The sequence below is a fragment of the Paenibacillus sp. genome (genome assembly GCF_048976745.1).
In the GTDB taxonomy this organism is placed as follows: domain Bacteria; phylum Bacillota; class Bacilli; order Paenibacillales; family Paenibacillaceae; genus Paenibacillus.
On sequence record NZ_JBHGUU010000001.1, the window covers coordinates 1 to 19,602 of the forward strand.

General features: G+C 46.4%; 15 protein-coding genes, 1 rRNA gene and 1 riboswitch. Of the genes, 7 read left to right on the forward strand and 9 right to left on the reverse strand.

Features of this window, described 5'->3' with window-relative positions:
• The 3 genes from ACE3K2_RS00005 to ACE3K2_RS00015 all read right to left on the reverse strand — a co-directional run.
• Positions 1-61, reverse strand: a 16S ribosomal RNA gene (locus ACE3K2_RS00005); the annotation flags it as partial.
• A gap of 811 nt (positions 62-872) precedes the next feature.
• On the reverse strand, positions 873-2,249 hold the full coding sequence (locus ACE3K2_RS00010) for an NCS2 family permease (RefSeq protein WP_421885237.1): 1,377 nt from the start codon (positions 2,247-2,249) through the stop codon (positions 873-875).
• 172 nt (positions 2,250-2,421) lie between these two features.
• Positions 2,422-2,521: riboswitch (purine riboswitch) on the reverse strand.
• A 403-nt stretch (positions 2,522-2,924) separates the two neighbouring features.
• Positions 2,925-3,176, reverse strand: coding sequence for a hypothetical protein (locus tag ACE3K2_RS00015; RefSeq protein ID WP_421885240.1), 252 nt, complete (start codon positions 3,174-3,176; stop codon positions 2,925-2,927).
• A gap of 242 nt (positions 3,177-3,418) precedes the next feature.
• On the opposite strand from ACE3K2_RS00015, the gene ACE3K2_RS00020 reads away from it, so the two are divergent.
• Positions 3,419-4,675, forward strand: a complete 1,257-nt coding sequence (locus ACE3K2_RS00020; RefSeq protein WP_421885243.1) for a stalk domain-containing protein — start codon at positions 3,419-3,421, stop codon at positions 4,673-4,675.
• A 104-nt stretch (positions 4,676-4,779) separates the two neighbouring features.
• On the opposite strand, the gene guaA is transcribed toward ACE3K2_RS00020, so the two are convergent.
• From guaA to ACE3K2_RS00045, 5 genes are all read right to left on the reverse strand, one after another.
• Positions 4,780-6,318, reverse strand: coding sequence for a glutamine-hydrolyzing GMP synthase (gene guaA, locus ACE3K2_RS00025; RefSeq protein ID WP_421885246.1), 1,539 nt, complete (start codon positions 6,316-6,318; stop codon positions 4,780-4,782).
• A 371-nt stretch (positions 6,319-6,689) separates the two neighbouring features.
• Positions 6,690-8,975 carry a transglutaminase TgpA family protein gene (locus tag ACE3K2_RS00030; RefSeq protein ID WP_421885248.1) on the reverse strand — a complete coding sequence of 762 codons (2,286 nt, stop codon included), beginning with the start codon at positions 8,973-8,975 and terminating at the stop codon, positions 6,690-6,692.
• Positions 8,962-10,221, reverse strand: coding sequence for a DUF58 domain-containing protein (locus ACE3K2_RS00035; protein WP_421885251.1), 1,260 nt, complete (start codon positions 10,219-10,221; stop codon positions 8,962-8,964). The genes ACE3K2_RS00030 and ACE3K2_RS00035 overlap by 14 nt, the downstream gene beginning before the upstream one ends.
• Positions 10,221-11,207 (reverse strand): AAA family ATPase, encoded by a 987-nt coding sequence (locus ACE3K2_RS00040; RefSeq protein WP_421885254.1) that lies wholly within the window; start codon positions 11,205-11,207, stop codon positions 10,221-10,223. Before ACE3K2_RS00040 ends, ACE3K2_RS00035 begins: the two co-directional genes overlap by 1 nt.
• Before the next feature lie 103 nt (positions 11,208-11,310).
• Positions 11,311-12,630 carry a polysaccharide deacetylase family protein gene (locus ACE3K2_RS00045; protein ID WP_421885256.1) on the reverse strand — a complete coding sequence of 440 codons (1,320 nt, stop codon included), beginning with the start codon at positions 12,628-12,630 and terminating at the stop codon, positions 11,311-11,313.
• A gap of 241 nt (positions 12,631-12,871) precedes the next feature.
• On the opposite strand from ACE3K2_RS00045, the gene ACE3K2_RS00050 reads away from it, so the two are divergent.
• From ACE3K2_RS00050 to ACE3K2_RS00075, 6 genes are all read left to right on the forward strand, one after another.
• Entirely contained in the window at positions 12,872-13,519 is a 648-nt protein-coding gene (locus ACE3K2_RS00050) for a DedA family protein (protein WP_421885258.1), read from the forward strand.
• A 171-nt stretch (positions 13,520-13,690) separates the two neighbouring features.
• Positions 13,691-15,205 carry a spore germination protein gene (locus tag ACE3K2_RS00055; RefSeq protein WP_421885260.1) on the forward strand — a complete coding sequence of 505 codons (1,515 nt, stop codon included), beginning with the start codon at positions 13,691-13,693 and terminating at the stop codon, positions 15,203-15,205.
• Between the two features lie 20 nt (positions 15,206-15,225).
• The gene (locus ACE3K2_RS00060; protein WP_421885263.1) at positions 15,226-16,425 is read left to right on the forward strand and encodes a Ger(x)C family spore germination protein; all 1,200 of its coding nucleotides are present in this window, start codon (positions 15,226-15,228) and stop codon (positions 16,423-16,425) included.
• Positions 16,426-16,432: 7 nt separating this feature from the next.
• Positions 16,433-16,669 carry a hypothetical protein gene (locus tag ACE3K2_RS00065; protein ID WP_421885266.1) on the forward strand — a complete coding sequence of 79 codons (237 nt, stop codon included), beginning with the start codon at positions 16,433-16,435 and terminating at the stop codon, positions 16,667-16,669.
• Positions 16,670-16,690: 21 nt separating this feature from the next.
• The gene (locus ACE3K2_RS00070) at positions 16,691-17,815 is read left to right on the forward strand and encodes a GerAB/ArcD/ProY family transporter (RefSeq protein ID WP_421885269.1); all 1,125 of its coding nucleotides are present in this window, start codon (positions 16,691-16,693) and stop codon (positions 17,813-17,815) included.
• Positions 17,816-17,864: 49 nt separating this feature from the next.
• Complete coding sequence (locus ACE3K2_RS00075) at positions 17,865-18,986, forward strand: GerAB/ArcD/ProY family transporter (RefSeq protein ID WP_421885273.1); 1,122 nt, start codon at positions 17,865-17,867, stop codon at positions 18,984-18,986.
• Between the two features lie 109 nt (positions 18,987-19,095).
• Here ACE3K2_RS00075 and bcp read toward each other — a convergent pair whose 3' ends face one another.
• Positions 19,096-19,560, reverse strand: coding sequence for a thioredoxin-dependent thiol peroxidase (bcp, locus tag ACE3K2_RS00080; RefSeq protein ID WP_421885276.1), 465 nt, complete (start codon positions 19,558-19,560; stop codon positions 19,096-19,098).
• Between the last annotated feature and the right edge of the window lie 42 nt (positions 19,561-19,602).

Genomic DNA, 19,602 nt, shown 5'->3' on the forward strand with positions numbered 1-19,602 from the left:
CTTGCATGTATTAGGCATGCCGCCAGCGTTCGTCCTGAGCCAGGATCAAACTCTCCAATAAAGTATTGAAAAGAGCGATAAGCTCATTTTGAATCTGACGAGATTAAAAATCTCATTTTGTGCTCCAGCCGATTCAAGCCAGGGCTTGTTTCAAACTTTTGCGTTCATTCTGCAAGCAGAATGTTTACTCACTCGTTGTTCAGTTTTCAAAGATCAAACTTGTTTCGTTACCGAATGTCGTTCTCTTCAGCAACTCTTATATAATATCATGTCCGAACCAACTTTGCAAGTTCTTTTTTTTAAGTTTCTTTCGAAGCTTATTTCATTCGCTTGCCGCACCGTGTATCTCGTGTTTTTTTGGCCGGAAATAGAATATACCATGTACAGTTATGGAACGCAAGTCTTTTTTCGAAATACCTTAATTCTTATAAAAGAAAGTATCCTTTGTTCCTTTTAACAAGCAATTACCTATAGCCAGCCAATGATACATATGCATAAGACTACCATATGAGCTCTAATCAAATTGTAGAGAAACTCATTATGCATAAGCGCCCTACTGACTCTGTTGATTACATTTATATCACGAAAAGCTCACTTCATCATCATCCGCCTATTGAAAGAAAGAACAGTATAGATACTTCTATTATAGAAACTTAATATCCGTGATTTCATTGAATAAACAATCAACAAATTATAGAGCATGATATTCATTCCTTCTATATATAGAAGGAAAACATTTTAAATTCATTTTACTCAAGAAATGATAACAAAAAAAGCGAAAGCGCCGGGTTTAGATCCCGTGGCTTCCGCTTCTTTCATAATTATAAGCTTACATACTTAATGCAGTATTCTTTATCACAACTATTGTATGTTTACTCCCCGCCAATAAATACATATCGGCAGACTACAATGATCGCCAAGATCCACATGAGCCAGTGAATTTTCACTTTACGCTCTGTAACCAAGTTACTGAACACCGCCAGAATGACATACGATACGATACCTGCGGAGATCCCGTTCGCGATTCCACCTGTGAAAGGCATCAATACAATCGTAAGGAACGCAGGGAAAGCTTGCAGGAAATCATCCCACTCGATGCTGCGTACTTGACTCATCATAAGCACACCCACGATGATCAATGCCGGAGCCGTCGCAGCGGATGGAACAACGAGCGCAAGCGGAGCGATAAACAGCGCCAAAATGAACAGCAAACCTGTCGTTACCGAAGTCAGTCCTGTACGTCCACCCGCTTCAACGCCTGAAGCACTTTCAACGTATGCCGTAATGGTACTTGTACCCAGTGCAGCACCTGCGCTGACACCAACTGCATCAACGAGCATCGCTTTACCGATCGTTTTCTCGCCTTTTTTCTTATCCTTCATAATCCCCATACGTGTTGCCGTACCTACCATCGTACCAAACGTGTCGAACAATTCAACAAAGGTAAAGATGAAGATGATCTCGAACAAACCGAGACTGATGGCACCTTTCAAATCCAGTTGTCCTACTGCCAGATCGCTGAAGTTAGGCAACCAGCTTGCGCCTGAAAGACCACTCAGATTCGTAACCCCCATTGGAATACCAATCAGCGTTGTGACTACGATCCCGATCAGCAGAGCGCCTTTCACACGCATAACCATCAGTATAGCAATAAGGAGCAGACCAATCAGAGCCAACAATGCATCGTGATGTGTTATAAAGTTGCCCAATGACAGGTTAAAACTGCTGCCTGGAATCGGCTGACTCAGATCTGCGTCTGGTGCAACATTAACGGTTACGGCAACGAGATTAGCAAGTTTGAAACCGATAATGGTAATAAAAAGACCGATACCCACCGTAATGGCCATTTTGATCGACTGCGGAACTGCAACAAGCAGCATTTGCCGAATCTTTGTCACGGTCAAAATAATAAACACGATACCGGAAAGGAATACTGCTCCGAGGGCAGCCTGCCATGTAATCGCCCCATTGGAGCTCAAAACTACAGTCATGAAGTATGCATTCAATCCCATACCTGGTGCGAGCGCAATCGGAATATTCACGAACAATCCCATAATAATGGTCATCAATCCGGCGCCGACGGCTGTTGCAAAGAATACTGCATTATCCGACATCCCCGCCCCGGCCTGACCCAAGAACAACGTATTCACAAAAAGAATGTAAGCCATTGTCATAAAGGTAGTAAGACCCGCAACAATCTCCGTTCTAACGTTTGTTCCGTTTTCTTTTAATTTAAAAAAACGATCCATAATTCACTAACTCCCCCTTAGAGATGTTGAAGCCATATTGAAAAACGACAAATGACCCTGATGAAGATTCTTCACCCAGGGTTCAGCTGACAAGGAGTGGCACGATGCCTCTGCTAAGAACAAAAAAAATTCTAATGTGCGTGATGTCCCCGCAATCATGTAGAATTCATGTACTTAGCCTTCTCCTCTTCGTAGCCAGATCATTAGGGTGATCTCGTAGAGACTCCCGGGCCAATTCCCGAGATTATACGAATTAGTATGCGCTATTTGTTTGTTTCCCATCACTATTTTAGGAGGGCAGCAAGTTTTTGTCAATGAGAAAAACGAATATTAATATCACCCTCATATAATATCGTTCGTATTATTTAACAGATTGAACCAGTTCAGCGGTTTACAAACCAATTGTATGCGCTTTTTTCGGTGAAACCTCCATCCAATATGTCCATTCTGTCAGACTGAAAGTTGAGCAATTCAACATAAAAAAGCCAGCCAGATCAAAGGGCAAGAAGCTCTCTAATCAGGTTGGCTTATGTTTCTGATGCGTTTTAGCAATCAGCTGAATGGTGATCCAGGAATAACGATGTCTCGTATTCGGAAGGCGTATACTCATTAGGTATATGGAGCAAATTTCGACATGTTCCGGAGCACTTTTTTACCGGATCAGTCCTATGTTAATTATATCTCTGTCTGCGGAGTATCGTGTATCTCTTGTTGTTCCTGATTTGTGTTCGTTGTTAAGTCAGAGGATAACTCCTTGTTGCTGCTCTGATCGGAAGAAGCATCCGCTGCCTCTAAGTTCACAAATGGAAAGTCTCCCGAACCGGAGGCCAGGTCTTGCATACCTGAACCGCATCCTGCCAGCATCACCATCAGAAACGCACTTCCAATGCCCATCTTCCATTTGCTCATATAGTCGGTTTTACGCATACATTCAATTCTCCTTTCAGTAGCCATATAACTCTTAATATGAACTTATTGTACAGGCCGGACCTGAAAGGATCATGAAGTGAACTTTAAAATGGGATGAATTTTGAAATTCCAAACAAGTATCAGGTAGAGACTATTATTTGGATCTAATGAAAAGTTACTGACTACCTCTACAAACTTAACTATTATTATAAAATTACCGATATAAAACATGAAAAATTACGTATTATGGAGGTTAAGAGATGTATTTTGAAAAAAAAATAATTATGGGAATGTTGTCTTTGCTATTGATAGCAGGGTGTCTGGCTGGCGCTGTCGTAGCAAAGGATTCAACAGGCAAGGGGTTGTCTATTGATGTAACAAGCGATTCAACCCTAATACCTGGTCAGGGTATATCGGTGAACGTTGGAATTCTCAACAATGGCGCCCCCCATGAAAATGGAGACGTCCAATCAGCAACTATCGTTTTAAGCTACGATGAGAATATCTTTACAACGGATGAAGATGAAGTACTACGGTTTGACGAAACACTTGGAAAATACATATGGAGAGACGATGCCTTTATCATTCCTACCGACTATTTTGAATCCAAGGATTACACGATCCAAAATCCAGAACCCAAAGATCTTGACCCTAATGACGGTAAACAAGAAATTATTATTTCGATTTCAGCCAAAAATGGTAAATCAATTAGTTCTTCCTCCGGCGAAGCATTTATATCTTTTCATCTAAAAACTAAAGAAGACAGTTTGAATAAACAAACGTCTATTGAAGTTTTACCGGCTATGACTCTCTTGGTAAATCACACTGGAGAATCGATTCAAAATTATAACACAACACCAGCAAATATTTTCGTCTCTATGCCAAAGAACATTTTCGTTGTTGCGGGGACAATGCGACCTGACTTTCTCCCCTTCATTTTCAGGTTAAATGATGGCAACGAACTGAATGCACTTGCATACTTTGATAATGGGGATGCTGTCTATGTAACAGATATGGTCACATGGCAATCAACAAACACAGAGGTATTAAAGCCCCATGGAAACGGTAATGTACAAGCTGTAGGCTTAGGAACTGCCTCAATAAAGGTCACATTCGGTTCTATAACTGGTGAGAAAATGATTAAAGTTGTAACACCTGCCACTGCCGCCATATTGAATGCAGAGCCTGAGCCATATGCTACCGTAGTTAGATCAGATTCCAAGCCGATAGAGGTTCAAGTTATTATAAATGGCAAAATAATTTCAGATTCAGGCCGCATCGTTAATGGGTCCGTATACATTCCTTTACGTGCTATCAGCGAATCTTTCGGTGTTGTGGTAAGCTATGATTCCTCCAAGAAGCTACCAATGCTCTATGGCAGTCCCCTGACACAGTCCAGAAATATCTCAGGAATTTCTTATGTTAAAGCAAAGGATATCCCGTCTCTACTTGGCGCAAACATTAAATGGAGCAATGCAACTAAGAAATTGTATATAGAGTATCCTTCCAAACCTTAATACCCAACAAAATAGCTTGAGCACAAAAAATACTCTTCTCTATTTGCTTAAATTCACAGATAGAGAAGAGTATTTTAATTATACATTCAAATTTACATTACGTTCTATTCCCACTCGATCGTTGCAGGTGGTTTGGATGTTACGTCATACACGATACGGTTTACGTTGTCTACTTCGTTAACAATCCGTACGGAGATTTTCTCCAGCACGTCCCAAGGGATACGCGCCCAGTCCGCAGTCATACCGTCGATGGATGTTACAGCACGAATACCTACGGTGTAGGAATACGTACGCGCATCACCCATAACGCCAACACTCTTCATGTTCGGCAGAGCTGTGAAGTACTGCCAGATTTCGCGGTCAAGACCGGCTTTGGCAATCTCTTCACGCAGGATGTAGTCTGAATCACGAACAATTTTAAGTTTTTCTTCAGTAACCTCACCAAGAACACGGATTGCAAGACCCGGACCAGGGAACGGCTGACGGTGTACAATTTCGTCCGGCAGGCCACACTCGGTACCTACTTTACGTACTTCATCCTTGAACAGCGTGCTCAGCGGCTCGATCAGTTTGAAGTTCATGTCCTCAGGCAGACCGCCCACGTTGTGGTGGGATTTGATGGTCTGTGCAGTCGCTGTACCACTTTCCACGATGTCCGTGTACAGTGTACCTTGCGCCAGGAATGCAAAATCATCGAACTGCTTGGACTCTTCGTCAAATACGTAAATAAACTCGTTACCGATGATTTTACGTTTTTGTTCTGGATCATCCACGCCAGCCAGTTTGGACATGAAGCGCTCCTGAGCATCAATTTTGACAACTTTCATGTCGAATTTGCCAACAAACGTCTCCATTACACTTTCAGCTTCACCTTTACGCAACAGACCGTGGTCAATAAACATACATGTCAGTTGATCACCAATGGCTTTGTGAAGCAATGCAGCTACAACGGAAGAATCCACGCCGCCGCTGAGCGCACACAGTACTTTACTGTCGCCCACTTTTTCACGAATGTCTTTGATGGTGTCATCGATGAATGTCTCCATCGTCCAGTTGCCTTCGCAACCACAGATTTCGAACAGGAAGTTACGAATCATGTCATTACCGCGAACAGAGTGACGTACCTCTGGATGGAACTGAACAGCATACAATTTGCGCTCATCGTCGCTCATGGCAGCGATTGGCGCACTTTCCGTGCCTGCATCCAGTTTGAAACCTGGAGGAAGGGTAACCACGTGGTCACCGTGACTCATCCATACCGTATGTTCGCCTTCAATGCCCTTTGCCAGTGCAGACCCGGCAGCAAACTCAAGGTCTGCTTTACCGTACTCACGCTTCTCGGAACGTTCTACTTTACCTTCGAGCTGCTGGGCCATAAGCTGCATACCGTAACAGATACCGAAGATTGGCAGGCCTAGGTCATAAACACCCGGGTCCACGTGTGGAGCATTCTCAGCGTATACGCTGGACGGCCCACCTGAAAATACGATTCCTTTTGGTGCCATTTCTGCGATCTTTTCCGCCGGTGTGTTATACGGCAAAAGCTCGCTGTATACGCCAAGATCCCGGATTCTTCTGGCGATTAACTGGTTGTATTGGCCCCCAAAGTCAAGGACAACCACAATCTCATTCTGCTTATTCATAACCGTGCCTCCCTCAATTCAATGAAACTAATTATACGCAACGACAAAACATACCGTCAAGGAAAGGCGAAACTCCTTTTTTCGACATATCAAAACAGTATTACCAAATGCCTTTAAATATGAAATTCCGAACAGAAAACATGGCAGCAAGATGCTAGCTCAAATGTATGATCGTGGAAAGACGCCTCGTTCGCAGCGTAGCGCGAAAGGCGTCTTATGTATAACATGCACGATCAACAACTCATGCACAATAGAATAGATGTGCCAGTGGTGATCATCTTCTGAAACAACCTGCCAAACTGTATCGGAATGCGATAGCGAGAGTTAGACCACGGCAGGTTGTGTGCCACCCTTGTTGTAACATCCTTGTGTTACAACGCCTGCAATTGCCGGGCCAGATGAAGTGCCCGGCGCAGGAAGTCCAGGCTGTCCGCGCGCAGCGGACGGTCTGGCCCGTACAGCAGCCGTTCCCAGTCGGCTGCAAACCGCGCGATGTCCGCGCCGTCCGCGCCTGCGGCCACAGCCGGTGACGCTGCATATTCACGCAGCGTCATCCCCGGCGGCCGCGGGCCGTACCGGCGCGCGAGCGCGGCCCAGACCGGAGCGGCGGCGCCCAGCAGCCGCTCGCGGTCTGGAAAGCTGCTGCGTGGCCATGCCAGCAGCAGCCTGATCCGCAGCGCGGGGCGCAGCCGCCGCATGCGGATCACAGCAGCGGCGCCCAGCAGGGCCGCTGCCACAAGGGCTGCCGCGAGCCATGGCTCCGCGGCAAGGGCCTGTGCGCGGGCGAGCAGCCATGCGCCCGCTTTAGCCAATCCGCCGTTCGAATTCGGCGGATTCAACTCACCTGCCTGCGGCCCGGCGAGCGCTGCCACCTCTTCGCCCGCGCCTTGCGCCATGGTGAAGCCTGGCGTAGCCTCAAACGGCATCCAGCCTGCACCTGGAAAATACACCTCTACCCAGGAGTGTGCATCTCCTTGGGATACGATGTACTGACCGGGTGTATTCGGGTCAGCCACTCCAGGCCCAAAGCCTTTAACCCAGCGTGCGGGAATGCCCTCTGCACGAAGCAGCACAATCATGGCTGTAGAGAAATGATTGCAGTATCCCTCCCGTGTGACGAATAGAAAATCGTCCACAAAGTCGGTTCCTCGCGGTGGCATACGGGTATCCAGCGTATATTCAGCATGAGCAGCCAGATAAGTCTTGACGGCTTGCACAGCATCGTACCGAGTCTCACTCCCTTGAATGATTTCGTTGGCGAGCGTCTGCACTCGACCCGGGAGTGATGTGGGCAATTGAAGATATGTCCTCCGAATAGCTGCAGGATCTTTCCGTTTATTCGTCTTCTCTAACAGACGTAACTGTTCAGGCGATGCCACAGGAACCATGATGTCTGCCGTATAATTTTTAACCATCTTCTCATCCCCGGAGGCCGCGATCCACAACGTTGCAGAATCCCGATTAGACAACAAAGAAAGCATGTTCTCCTCATTATCGCTGTTCTTATCTTGGAACGATACATGGAGCGGTACCCCACCGGTAAACAACGGGTTTGGCCCTTTCCATTCCCGTTTCATCGTGACCGTTTGGCGGATACGCTTCCAGTAGGTTTGATTCTCCCAACCATCCGCACGCAGCATGCCGGACGGACTGGCCGTTTCAAAGCTTTGCTCAGGATCACTCCAGGTACTTCCGTTATAATATGAACGAGTCTCCCCTCGCCAATACGTCACTTCCGGACTCTTCGCCGAAAAAAAGATGGAATCCCCTTGCACCAACGGTGCTCCCATAGGCGCATCCGCTGAGCTATATCCCGTGACTGCCGTTGCAGCAGGGATACTACTGTGTTGTGTGTAACCTGCCCAGCGAGCGATGCGTTCACCCATCTGTTCCAGAGATATGCGTCCCGGTTGAGGTATCGAAACGAACTGACCAGGTAACGCAGAGAAAAGTACCACACCTATGGAAGCCAGAATGGTGATAACACTCCAACGACCATAGGGACTGCCACGATAACTCGGGGTAGTTACTCCTCCGTTGAGACGTAGTAGCTGAAGCAAAGCCTGAATACAAAAAGTCCACAGGACAGACCGTATTACGGAAGCATACACATCCAGCCCCGCAAAGGATTCAAGCAGAAGTAAATACACCAGTGTTGCACTGCCAAACAGCATGACGCTTCGACGGTGCAATACAAGGGATTGTACCGAAGCCATGAGCATGCTCCAGCCGCACATCATGAACAACCCTTTCGTTTCTGTACTAATCGAGTGGAATCGCCAGTTCGTTATAAAGGTGTCCATATCCGATGAAAGTATTCTTGGGTAGGCAATCGCCCAGCGGACAGGATCACTTCCTCCGTACATCAGACATAACGCAGCGAGCGCAATGAGTAATCGAATCAGTACTCCGGTGACCCATCCTGTACGAAATAATCCCGCGAGCAGTAATGCTCCCGTTAACCCCGCCATTACGGACAAGAACCGTTCACTGCCCTGCTGAGCTGATGACGTAACAGGATATATCCACTCCAAAGACAGTATGAGTAAAATGGCCGAAATAAAAATTCTGTACAGGACAGGTACGGTAACATATCCCTCATCCTTTATGTCTGCCACAGTGGAATTTGGTTGCTGGTTACCATTACGCTCCCACATCTGTTACCTCCACCTTTCCCAATGAAGATAACGCATGATCTGTAACCGAATGGATCGGCACCCCACTGTGACGAACCCGCTCCAAACTTAAGCAGTCATCTCCCAATCCATTCATCAATCGATCCGTTGATACCACCTGACTCGTTTCAGTTAATTGCACCTCTACGCGATAACCCAACCCGATTGCAGAAATAATCCATTCCGCCAGAACCTGGTCCAGCTTACCTGTGAGAACCACAATTCGCGAACCGCTTGCCAGGCCATCCAGCATCTCTGTTCGGAGCGAAACAGACACAGATTGTGCCTTGGATATTCGCGCCCCTGCTAGTTTGTCCAGTCCATAATTCTCAGCATCTGCATGGAATGGCCCATGTTGCCATTGATCTTGTGCATCATATCTCTGATCTCCGCCTTCCATCCACAGTTGATAAGGAACATCATCCCGCTCAGCGGTATGAATCCAGCGGGCAGCTGCACGAACCACGCGTTCAAAAGCAGGTGCATCCATGATCTCCGGCTGTTTTACGTCATAACCCGACGCACCTTCATACACAAGGATGCCCAGCGAAGCCAGATCTGTGGTATCGGGCAGAAAGGTCTGAAGTTTTCCCGTTTTGGCTGTACTTTTCCAATGAACACGTCCCAGGGGGTCACCCTGCTGATATTCACGGAATTCAGGGCTACGGTTTCCCTGGCTATTTCTTCGCTCCGACAGAGTCCCTTCGATCATCGCTGCGAATTCTACTGAATCGCCCTTCCCCCAAGCCGTTGCTTGAGGAACAACAATCAGGGGTGTACCTCCTGCGGTCTCAGCGGAGAGAGTATTCCAGCCAAACATATCACCCCAGTACAATCTGCCCGTATCCCATCTGTACAATCCTCTGCGCAAACCGGAACATTCATATTGATAGGTAAATTGTCGCCGTGTTCCCGGGAAAATCAATTTGCGATGAACACCTGCAGGTGAGTTCTCACACAGAACGATCCATAACAATGGAATACGGCAATCGAATTCCAGTTTGACCAGAACCCGTACCCGCTCACCTGCCTCAATCCGATTCGCGTGTATTTTTCGACGGATGTGAATACGCCGTGGTCTGAACCAATGGAGAAGCAGACCACCTGTGAACATCAAGAAAGCCATAATAGATAGAAACAACGCCGCTTTGCCCCCATGCCACTGATACAAGGAAGCGAAAGCAACTACCATGACAGCACTAACCATCCGTTGTCCCAGCGCAGTCATTACCTCCGTCCCCTTCCCTGTGACGCCATTTGTACAGGAACCGGGACCGATGACAACGCTTCTTCTATGACTTGTGCTTGCCCCCAAACCTCCGCTCTATTCTGGGTCTTCAATTGAATTCGATGGGATAGAACCGGCACAGCCACCTCTTTCACATCATCCGGAATGACATAACTGCGTCCTTGAAGGTAGGCAAATGACTGCGCCGCAGCCATCCAGGCCAGTGTTCCACGCGGGCTAATGCCCAGTCTGACCGCCGGAAGACTGCGAGAGGCTACAGCAACGGCCACCAGATACTGTTTGACGACCGGATCAACATGTACCTGTTTGACTTCACGCTGCATGGCTACGACTTCTTCAGCAAGCAGGACAGGGCGAAGTTCATCCAGTGCTTCTCTACCTTGCATGCGGCTTAGCAATTCCAGTTCCTGTTCCGGATCGGGATACCCCAGTCCAATCCTCATGATAAATCGATCCAGCTGCGCTTCAGGCAGACGGTACGTACCCTCGAACTGTAACGGATTCTGTGTCGCCAGCAGAAAGAACGGACGTGGCAAGGCATAGGTTGTGCCATCAACCGTAATACGTCGTTCCTCCATTGCCTCCAGCAGGGCAGACTGCGTACGGGGTGAAGCACGATTTATTTCATCAGCCAGGACAACGTTGGACATAACAGGTCCGGGCCGAAACTTGAATTCAGCTGTATGTGGATGATAGATTGACGTGCCCGTAACATCTGTCGGCATGACATCGGACGTGAATTGAATCCGGCCCATGGAGCAATCGAGCGCAGAAGCAACGGCACGAACCAGCATGGTTTTCCCAGTCCCAGGCACATCTTCCAGAAGTACATGACCCCCGCTGAGCATTGCAGTGAGGACATAACGAATCTCTGTTTTTTTGCCAATAATCACACTCTCAACACGCTTGATGACCCTGTTTAACAATTCAACAGCATGTTCATGTTCCATTCGGATATAAGACATTTCTCCTGATCTCCTTCCATCCATCGGCATTCCTGAGCCATAGTAATCTATGATTCAGTGTTGCCCGGAAGTAGAGAGAATAGTCCTGCAAGAATGACTTTCTTCAGATCATTTTATACTTAAATATACTGTTCATTGCCGAAATGGATCTGGAAGCGCCTGCCTTCACCGTCCACTCTGCTTCATTACTGGTTAAGGAATTCACCCTTAGTCCCATCTGCTCCAGCAACTCACGTAACGGAACCCAGGTGGTTCCCCCCTGGCTCTGTACTGCTCCTGTTTCAATTACCCCTGTCGAAGTCAGTGTTCCGCTCACACCGTCTGCATGAATCGTTCTTTCCTTCCATACAGCCTTCGCTATCCTTGTTTCAGGGTCCCAGCGAGTGCTGCCCCCGAATTTTTTCATGAATGTACGCAATGGCACCATGATTCGCTGACCCTCCATACGGAACTCGCCCGGTTGCAAGGTAGCTGCAGCCAATCCCACCTCTACCTTCAGCTTCTTGGTTGCAAGCCACAACGTCGCATTTGTTTCTACATGTTCTGCGATCCACGCCTTTCCAGGCGCCTTGCGAAACTTATACTTACCATCTGGATGTACACGGAATTGGACCGGTTGATCCGTACTCTTGATGGTGTCAAAACGGTATCCGTGATCACGATAGTACTTGATAATACCGGGAAGTGCTTTTACCGTTTCAGCATGTGCACCACCGTCATGCATCAGTACAATGACCGAACGAGCTCCCGCCGGTACTTTGGTCGAATTGCTGAGGATTTCTTTGGCCGGAACACCTTTACGTTTGGAATCCCCACTATCGACGTTCCAATCCATGACGGTGTACCCACCCAGTTGCAGCATGTCAAAATAACTCTGGTCAAAATGTCCATAGGTACCGCCTGGTGCTCGCACCAGATTCGGACGGAAACCCGTGATACGCTCCAATACGTCCTCTGTCTGCTTGATCTGTTTCCAGAACACTTTGAAATCACTATACAACTGTTCGTATTGATGATTGAACGTATGATTGCCCAAAGCATGTCCATCCTCCACCATCGACCGGATTAATTCAGGATAACGCTCAGCCTGCTCACCCAGCACAAAAAATGTAGCCGTAACCTGCTCCTTGCGTAAAATATCCAATACTTCACGGGTATGGTTACCCGGTCCGTCGTCAAAACTCAAATAGACTACCTTGTCTTGCGTATTCTTGGCTGCCGAGGAAGGCTCTGCTGAGCCCGAAGCAGAAGATGCATCAGCTATGCCTGTATACGCAGAAAATGCAGCATATACCGCGAATGCACATAGCAATATCGCAATTCGCACGAGAATGACAGACCATTGTCCAGATAAAAACGTATGTATGGATGTTACGGAGATTTCCCCTTTTTCCTTGATTCCCAATTCTGGTCTCTGTACCATTTACGAATCGACCTCCACCGTCTCTAGTCATTTGCTGATAGACTTCAGCAGATTTGTTAGAATTATATGGAGACTACATTGAAAAAAGACGCGATTTTGTTTAATAATTTTTCACAATTGGGTATGGTGCGTGATTGATTCTTCGCTTCAGATTAGGTAGCATAATGGACAGGCAAAACATATTCAAAACACCTTGGAGAGGATTCATGCTCCCACCCCGTCTTCAGGAGAGTGAAATCTATTGGAATTGCTTGAGAAGATCCAACATCTATTTGGGTCCTACGGATACAGCGTATTGTTTTTTGGCTTGTTGCTTGAATTCATCGCACTTCCCTTTCCTGGTGAAACAACGATGGCTTACGCAGGGTTTCTCTCCTACAAGGGTCACCTCGACTTCGGAATCCTCACCATACTGGCTTTTCTGGGAACAACGATAGGCATGACCATCACTTATTTTATTGGAGCCAAAGCAGGACTGCCCTTTATAACACGATACGGAAAATGGTTTCTGCTAAAGCAGGACAAGCTCGATAAAACGCAAAAGTGGTTTGCCAAGTATGGGAATGCCTTAATCTTCATCGGTTATTTCATTCCGGGTGTAAGGCATTTTACCGGATATTTCGCAGGCATAGCTGCTGTTCCTTTTCGCAAATTCGCTCTCTACGCCTATTCAGGCGCACTGTTCTGGGTTGTACTTTTTCTGGGCATTGGCAAAATATTCGGCCCCCAGTGGAATGCCGTATTCCATCTGGCTCATCAATATGCAGCATATATCGTGGGAGGAATCGGCCTATTGCTCATCGTAGCCGTGCTTTACCGTTACCGCAAAGCATGGGCATCAAGGTCCACCGTGTCCAAGCCAGCCCCTGTTCGACAAAGACAAAAGTAAATGCGGATAAACGTCCATCTATAAGTAAGTAAATTAGCAAGGAGTTGCGAATCATCGCGGCTTCTTTTTTTTTTGCTTAACGGAATGATGAACTATCATTCTTTTTGTGATAATCCGAATTCATCCAGGTCATACTAACTTGCAAATATAGGATGTATAGGGGGCGAGGGCATGAGTGAATCAAAAGTGGACCGTCAAGATCAGAGGCAAATCTCTCCGGATCTCAGTAAAAATATGGAATACTGCAAACAAGTAATGGGGAACAGCAACGACTTGATGATGCGCCCTCTCCAGTGTTTACATAAATGGCCTGCTGTCATGTTGTACATTGATGGAATGGTGGATGTGAACATTCTGAATCACTCCATCATGGAATCATTATTACAAAAACATGATCTCCCTGAATTCTCAGCAGACGATGAACATCTCAGCTATCTTAAGAATGATATTCTGATCGCAAGTAATGTCATGCTCGTCGGTAATATGGATGAAGTGCTCAATGCACTGCTGTCGGGATCAGCGATACTTCTGCTTGAAGGTTCTGTTCGAGGGCTAAAGATTGGTGCGGCCGGTTGGGAAGATCGATCCGTTGGGGAACCGGTCTCCCAAACCGTCGTTCGAGGTCCGATGGAGGGCTTTAATGAAAATTTGCGTACTAACACTTCATTAATTCGCAAACGAATCCGAGATCCTCATCTTTGGATTGAGGAAAGAGAGATCGGTCGAGTGACCAAGACCCGGGTAGCCGTGCTCTATCTAGAACATATTGTGGATCAGGAGATTGTACAGGAACTGCGTCAAAGACTCGATGCTATTGATATCGATAGCATCCTTGAGAGTGGATATATCGAGGAACTGGTACAGGACAAGACAGGAACAATTTTCCCCACGGTCTACAACAGTGAAAGGCCCGATACCGTGTCTGCAGCTTTGCTTGAAGGTCGAGTTGCAATTATTGTGGACGGGACACCATTTGTATTACTTGTTCCCGCTTTATTTGTTCAATTCTTCCAGTCTCCGGAGGACTACTATCAACGAGCGGATATCAGTACGCTGATTCGTTTGATCCGATATTTGGCCTTTTTTATCGCACTGCTTGCCCCATCCTTTTATATTGCCATTACCACGTTCCATCAGGAGATGCTTCCTACCAACCTGCTGATCAGCTTGGCTGCCCAGCGAGAAGGCGTACCATTTCCGGCTTTTATTGAAGCGCTGCTCATGGAACTAACTTATGAGATTCTGCGAGAAGCGGGCATTCGGATACCGAAGACGGTCGGTCAGGCCGTGTCCATTGTCGGGACGCTTGTTATCGGACAAGCCGCAGTAGATGCAGGGGTTGTATCCGCTGCGATGGTCATCATTGTATCCATCACTGCGATATCCAGTTATGTCATCCCGGAAAATGGGCTCTCCATCTCGGTACGTATTTTACGGTTCGTATTAATGATCCTTGCCGCTGCCTTTGGATTCTATGGCATCCTGATTGTGCTGTTAATTACTCTAACTCACCTTTGTAGCTTGCGTTCTTTCGGGGTCCCTTATATGTCTCCTTTTGCGCCCTTTATTCAGAAGGATCTCAAAGACACGATCTTTCGTGTACCCTGGTCCCGTATGAAAACTCGTCCACTTTCTATTAGTACAACAAATGAAGTTAGACAGTCCTCTAAAAAAACGAAGCGGTAATTCGGTAAGGAGTGCACACCATGAATAGATGCTTACGCTTAATATTATCCTGTGCTATTCTGATTCCTCTCCTTACCGGATGCTGGGATCGCCAGGAATTGAATGAACTTGGCATTATGCTTGGTCTCGGTGTGGACAAAGATGGCGACATGATTAAGGTCAGTGCTCAGGTTGTTGTTCCGAATGAGGTAACCAAGGCAGGTGGAGGAAAAGGTACACCTGTTACACAGTACGAAGCATCTGCTCACACCTTGTTCGAAGCCATTCAGAAATTAACGGAGACCAGCCCACGCCGCATATTCATGGCGCATATCCGTGTTCTGGTTTTTGGCGAAGAATATGCACGCAAGGACGGAATATATGATGTCATCGAGGCGTTAATGCGCGAGCCTACAGCAAGACCCGATTATTACGTCTTGGTCGCCAAGAACACTACCGCTTCCCAACTGCTTAACGTACTCACACCTTTGGATAATATTCCTGCTGAAAAAATCTTTAACTCTCTTGATATATCTTCCAAAACCTGGTCTCCTACTACCACGGTAACCGGGGATGAGCTAATGGAGTTCATGTTATCACCAGGGATCCAGCCCGTCATTACAGGAGTGGAAATTTTAGGAAACAAGAACCAAAGTGGTAGTAAAGAAAACATATCTACGATTCGCTCACCAGCTCGCCTCAATACGACAGGACTAAGTGTATTCAGGAAAGATAAACTGATTGGTTGGTTAACGGAGGATGAATCCAAAGGCTACAATTATATCCGAGACAATGTAGAATCAAACGTCAGCCACCTGCCTTGTCGCGAGAAGGGTAATGTGACGCTTAAGGCACTCCGCACATCTACAAAAAGAAAAGCTAAAGTGGTCAACGGCAAGCCTATAATCAGCATTGATGTCAAAAATGTCTCATCCATCGGTGCGGTTGAATGCGGAATCAAAATTGGTTCGATGAAAGTGCTCAAAGAACTGGAATCTGATAGTGAAGAGCGGTTGATTGAACTGATGCAGAACTCTGTCAATTCGGTAAAACGCAAATTCCATGTTGATATATTTGGTTTTGGACAGGAAGTGTATCATGCAGATCCAAAATTGTTCAAGAAGATGGAAAAGGACTGGGACAAACATTTTGAAGAACTGGATATCAAGTATAAAGCCAATGTACAGATTAAACGCGTGGGTACACTGGACGATTCATTCAAGAATGAAATGAAGGAGTGAGATAAGCATGTTGATTACACTCGCAGTTATCGTCGTAGCAACGATTATTGGTTGGGTTGATCTGCCCGGTCTCATTCGCCGGAAAGAATGGCGAGAAACGGTTGTGTACAGTGTAATGCTGCTCACGGCTACGTTCTTCGGCGTTATAGCATCCAATCTCTGGGAGTTCCCTAGTCCACTCTATATCATCATGTGGATCTACGACCCTGTGAACCATGCATTAGCACGACTGACTGGAACTTAGGAGATAAGGGAGGGGTATATTATGCTTGAAAAGGGACGGATCGGAACAAGACAATTTTCCACCCTTACATTTATGTTAGTCGTTGGAGATATGATGCTGATCTACCCCTCCGTTATCACATCCTATGCCAAACAAGATGCCTGGATATGTGCTCTGATTGGCGTCCCACTAGGGATGGCTCTCATGGCTCTGTTTATCAAATTAGGAACTATGCATCCAGAGAAAAATCTGGTACAACTTGCTCGAAGCACTTTGGGTTTTTGGCCTGGCACCCTGTTTTCCTGCTTCTACCTGTTCTTCTTTTTAATTGGCACCGCTACACATACCCGGGAAGTCGGGGATTTCATGACTTCCCAGATCTTTCAATACACCCCTATTCGTGTCATCATACTCATGTTTGTTATTGCCATCGGCTGGGGTGTGTACCATGGCTTGGAGACCATCGCGAGGACAAGTGAATTGCTCATGCCTATCGCTATATTGTTTATCGTGGTATTGGCTTTCTGTCTTCTTCCACAGGTAGACACAAGTAATCTGAAGCCCGTAACAGATACGGGCGTTGTCCCCATAACGCAGGGTATTCTGGTTAGCATCATCTATCCCGTTGGTGAAACTATCCCCATTTTGATGATCCTGCCCTATGTTGCCAGGAGCCGTCATATTATGCGTGACATGATTATTTCAGCAGGGCTGGGTACCCTCATTCTGGCTATTTTAGTTACCATATCCATGCTTGTACTTGGCCCCTTCCTCACCCAACATAATATATACGCTTCGTTTATTTTATCTCAGAAGATCAGCATTGGCGGATTCTTTGAACGAATCGAGGTGATTATGGCTTGCTCTTGGCTCATCTCTACCTACTTCAAAGCGATAATCTACTTGTATGCTTTTATTGTGGGATGCGCAGAACTCTTCAAGCTAAAGCAGTTCAAGATGTTGATTCTACCCTCGGCCCTGCTCGTATATGGAATGGCCAATCTTGTTGCGCCCAGTCTGACGTTTATCATCATCACCATCGTTCCGTACTGGGTAGATTGGGACACAACATTAGGTATCATTCTTCCAGGTATACTGTTTTTGATAGCATTAGTAAAATCCCGCAGAAAATCCAATTCAACACCCCAACCAACAACCGAAGGATAAATCTGGAGGGTATATTAGAACGTTAGTTCATGGGAAGGAGCAGAAGGACATGTTGATAAAAGAAAAACTCTCCATACGGCAGTTCACTTTGCTCACTTTCCTGGTTATGGTTGGAGACATGATTCTGATCTACCCTTCACTCGTTACGGCAATAGGCAAGCAGGACGCATGGTTATGTTCTCTGCTTGGTCTGCCAATTGGTCTTGGGATCATGTGGGTTCTGTATAAACTCCACCGAACACATCCCCAATTATCTCTTTTTGAAATCTGTACCAAATTACTCGGCACTTGGGTGGGTTCCGTCTTTTCAATTGCCTATCTGTTTTATTTCGTCATAGGTGCAGCCATATGTGTCCGTGAGGTTGGCGATTTTATGACAACCCAGACCTATCTGCAGACCCCTATCCGGGTCATTATTCTTATGATCATTCTCTCTCTAGTCTGGGGGCTAATGCATGGTTTTCGCACGTTAGGATTAACCTCAGAACTGTTAACTCCCATCGTTGTCGTATTTATCGTTTTTCTCTTTTTGGGGTTAATTCCTCAAGCCAAAAGTACAAATCTTCAGCCATACTTTGACTTGCCCTTGATCCGCATAATCGACTCCACGATCCGAGCAGCATTTACTTCCTTTGGTGAACTTATTGTTCTGTCCGTGTTTCTCCCCTATGTGAACCCCGGGCCCCATTTCAAACGGGATTTCTTGCTGGCTACCCTCTTTGGAGGTTTACTGTTAACCTTGCTATTGCTGCTCTCAATCATGGTGATGGGAGCAACTGTGACGCAACACAGCATTTACATCTCATATGTACTTTCACAGAAAATTAATATCGGCAATTTTTTTGAACGAATTGAAGCATTCATGGCGATCGCGTGGTTAATCTCTACCTATTTCAAAAGTTTGCTGTATCTATTTGCTTTTGTACTGGGAACAGCACAATTATTTCGATTAAAGACATATAAACCTCTTATTCTGCCTTCGTCCCTGTTATTATTTGCACTCGGTATCCTGATTGCTCCGAATGTTATTTTCTATACGGATACAATCATGCCTGCTTGGGTCGACTGGGATATCACCGTCAGCTTCCTTATCCCACTCTTCCTCTTACTGGTTTACCGAATTCGTTCCCGCAAAAGCAAAACGATCTCCTCAGATCGTATAATTCCCTAAACATAAGTCGCAGATTAAATGTTATAAATTCGACAGTTAAAAGGCTGTGTTCACGGCAAGTTCCGCGAGCACAGCCTTAGCTGGTTGTTGAATATTCTGTCTGGCAGGACTACATGGTCTTCAAGGCATCAAGTGCGGCCTCAATATGTCCTTTGACTCGAACCTTGGACCAATCCTTGATCAATTTCCCCTCTTCATCAATCAGAAAAGTGGAGCGAACCATACCCATGTACTCCTTGCCATACATTTTCTTCAGCTGCCATACACCGTATCGCTCGGCTACAACGTGCTCTTCATCCGATAACAAGGTGAACGGCAGTCCATACTTGGCAATAAACTTGTCATGCTGTTTCATCGGATCGGTACTAATCCCGAGAATGACCGTATTCAGCCCTTCAAATTCAGCATGTCGATCCCGGAAATCACAAGCCTGTTGCGTACAGGACGAGGTCATATCCTTGGGGTAAAAATAAAGCAGTACCCGCTGTCCGCGGTAATCCGACAGCTTCACCGGCTCTCCCGTACTGGACGGCAGCTCAAAATCCGGTGCCATTTCGCCTACTTTTAACGTCATGTCAGTTCCTCCCTAGTCTCGCCCATGAATTGCCACAGGGGC

Excerpts from the sequence above, each read along its gene's own strand:
- ACE3K2_RS00010 (WP_421885237.1), bottom strand. The coding sequence starts at position 2,249 with ATGGATCGTTTTTTTAAATTAAAAGAAAACGGAACAAACGTTAGAACG.
- bcp (WP_421885276.1), bottom strand. The coding sequence starts at position 19,560 with ATGACGTTAAAAGTAGGCGAAATGGCACCGGATTTTGAGCTGCCGTCC.
- ACE3K2_RS00040 (WP_421885254.1), bottom strand. The coding sequence starts at position 11,207 with ATGTCTTATATCCGAATGGAACATGAACATGCTGTTGAATTGTTAAAC.
- ACE3K2_RS00035 (WP_421885251.1), bottom strand. The coding sequence starts at position 10,221 with ATGACTGCGCTGGGACAACGGATGGTTAGTGCTGTCATGGTAGTTGCT.
- guaA (WP_421885246.1), bottom strand. The coding sequence starts at position 6,318 with ATGAATAAGCAGAATGAGATTGTGGTTGTCCTTGACTTTGGGGGCCAA.
- ACE3K2_RS00030 (WP_421885248.1), bottom strand. The coding sequence starts at position 8,975 with ATGTGGGAGCGTAATGGTAACCAGCAACCAAATTCCACTGTGGCAGAC.
- ACE3K2_RS00065 (WP_421885266.1), top strand. The coding sequence starts at position 16,433 with ATGTTGATTACACTCGCAGTTATCGTCGTAGCAACGATTATTGGTTGG.
- ACE3K2_RS00015 (WP_421885240.1), bottom strand. The coding sequence starts at position 3,176 with ATGCGTAAAACCGACTATATGAGCAAATGGAAGATGGGCATTGGAAGT.
- ACE3K2_RS00060 (WP_421885263.1), top strand. The coding sequence starts at position 15,226 with ATGAATAGATGCTTACGCTTAATATTATCCTGTGCTATTCTGATTCCT.
- ACE3K2_RS00020 (WP_421885243.1), top strand. The coding sequence starts at position 3,419 with ATGTATTTTGAAAAAAAAATAATTATGGGAATGTTGTCTTTGCTATTG.
- ACE3K2_RS00070 (WP_421885269.1), top strand. The coding sequence starts at position 16,691 with ATGCTTGAAAAGGGACGGATCGGAACAAGACAATTTTCCACCCTTACA.
- ACE3K2_RS00055 (WP_421885260.1), top strand. The coding sequence starts at position 13,691 with ATGAGTGAATCAAAAGTGGACCGTCAAGATCAGAGGCAAATCTCTCCG.
- ACE3K2_RS00075 (WP_421885273.1), top strand. The coding sequence starts at position 17,865 with ATGTTGATAAAAGAAAAACTCTCCATACGGCAGTTCACTTTGCTCACT.
- ACE3K2_RS00045 (WP_421885256.1), bottom strand. The coding sequence starts at position 12,630 with ATGGTACAGAGACCAGAATTGGGAATCAAGGAAAAAGGGGAAATCTCC.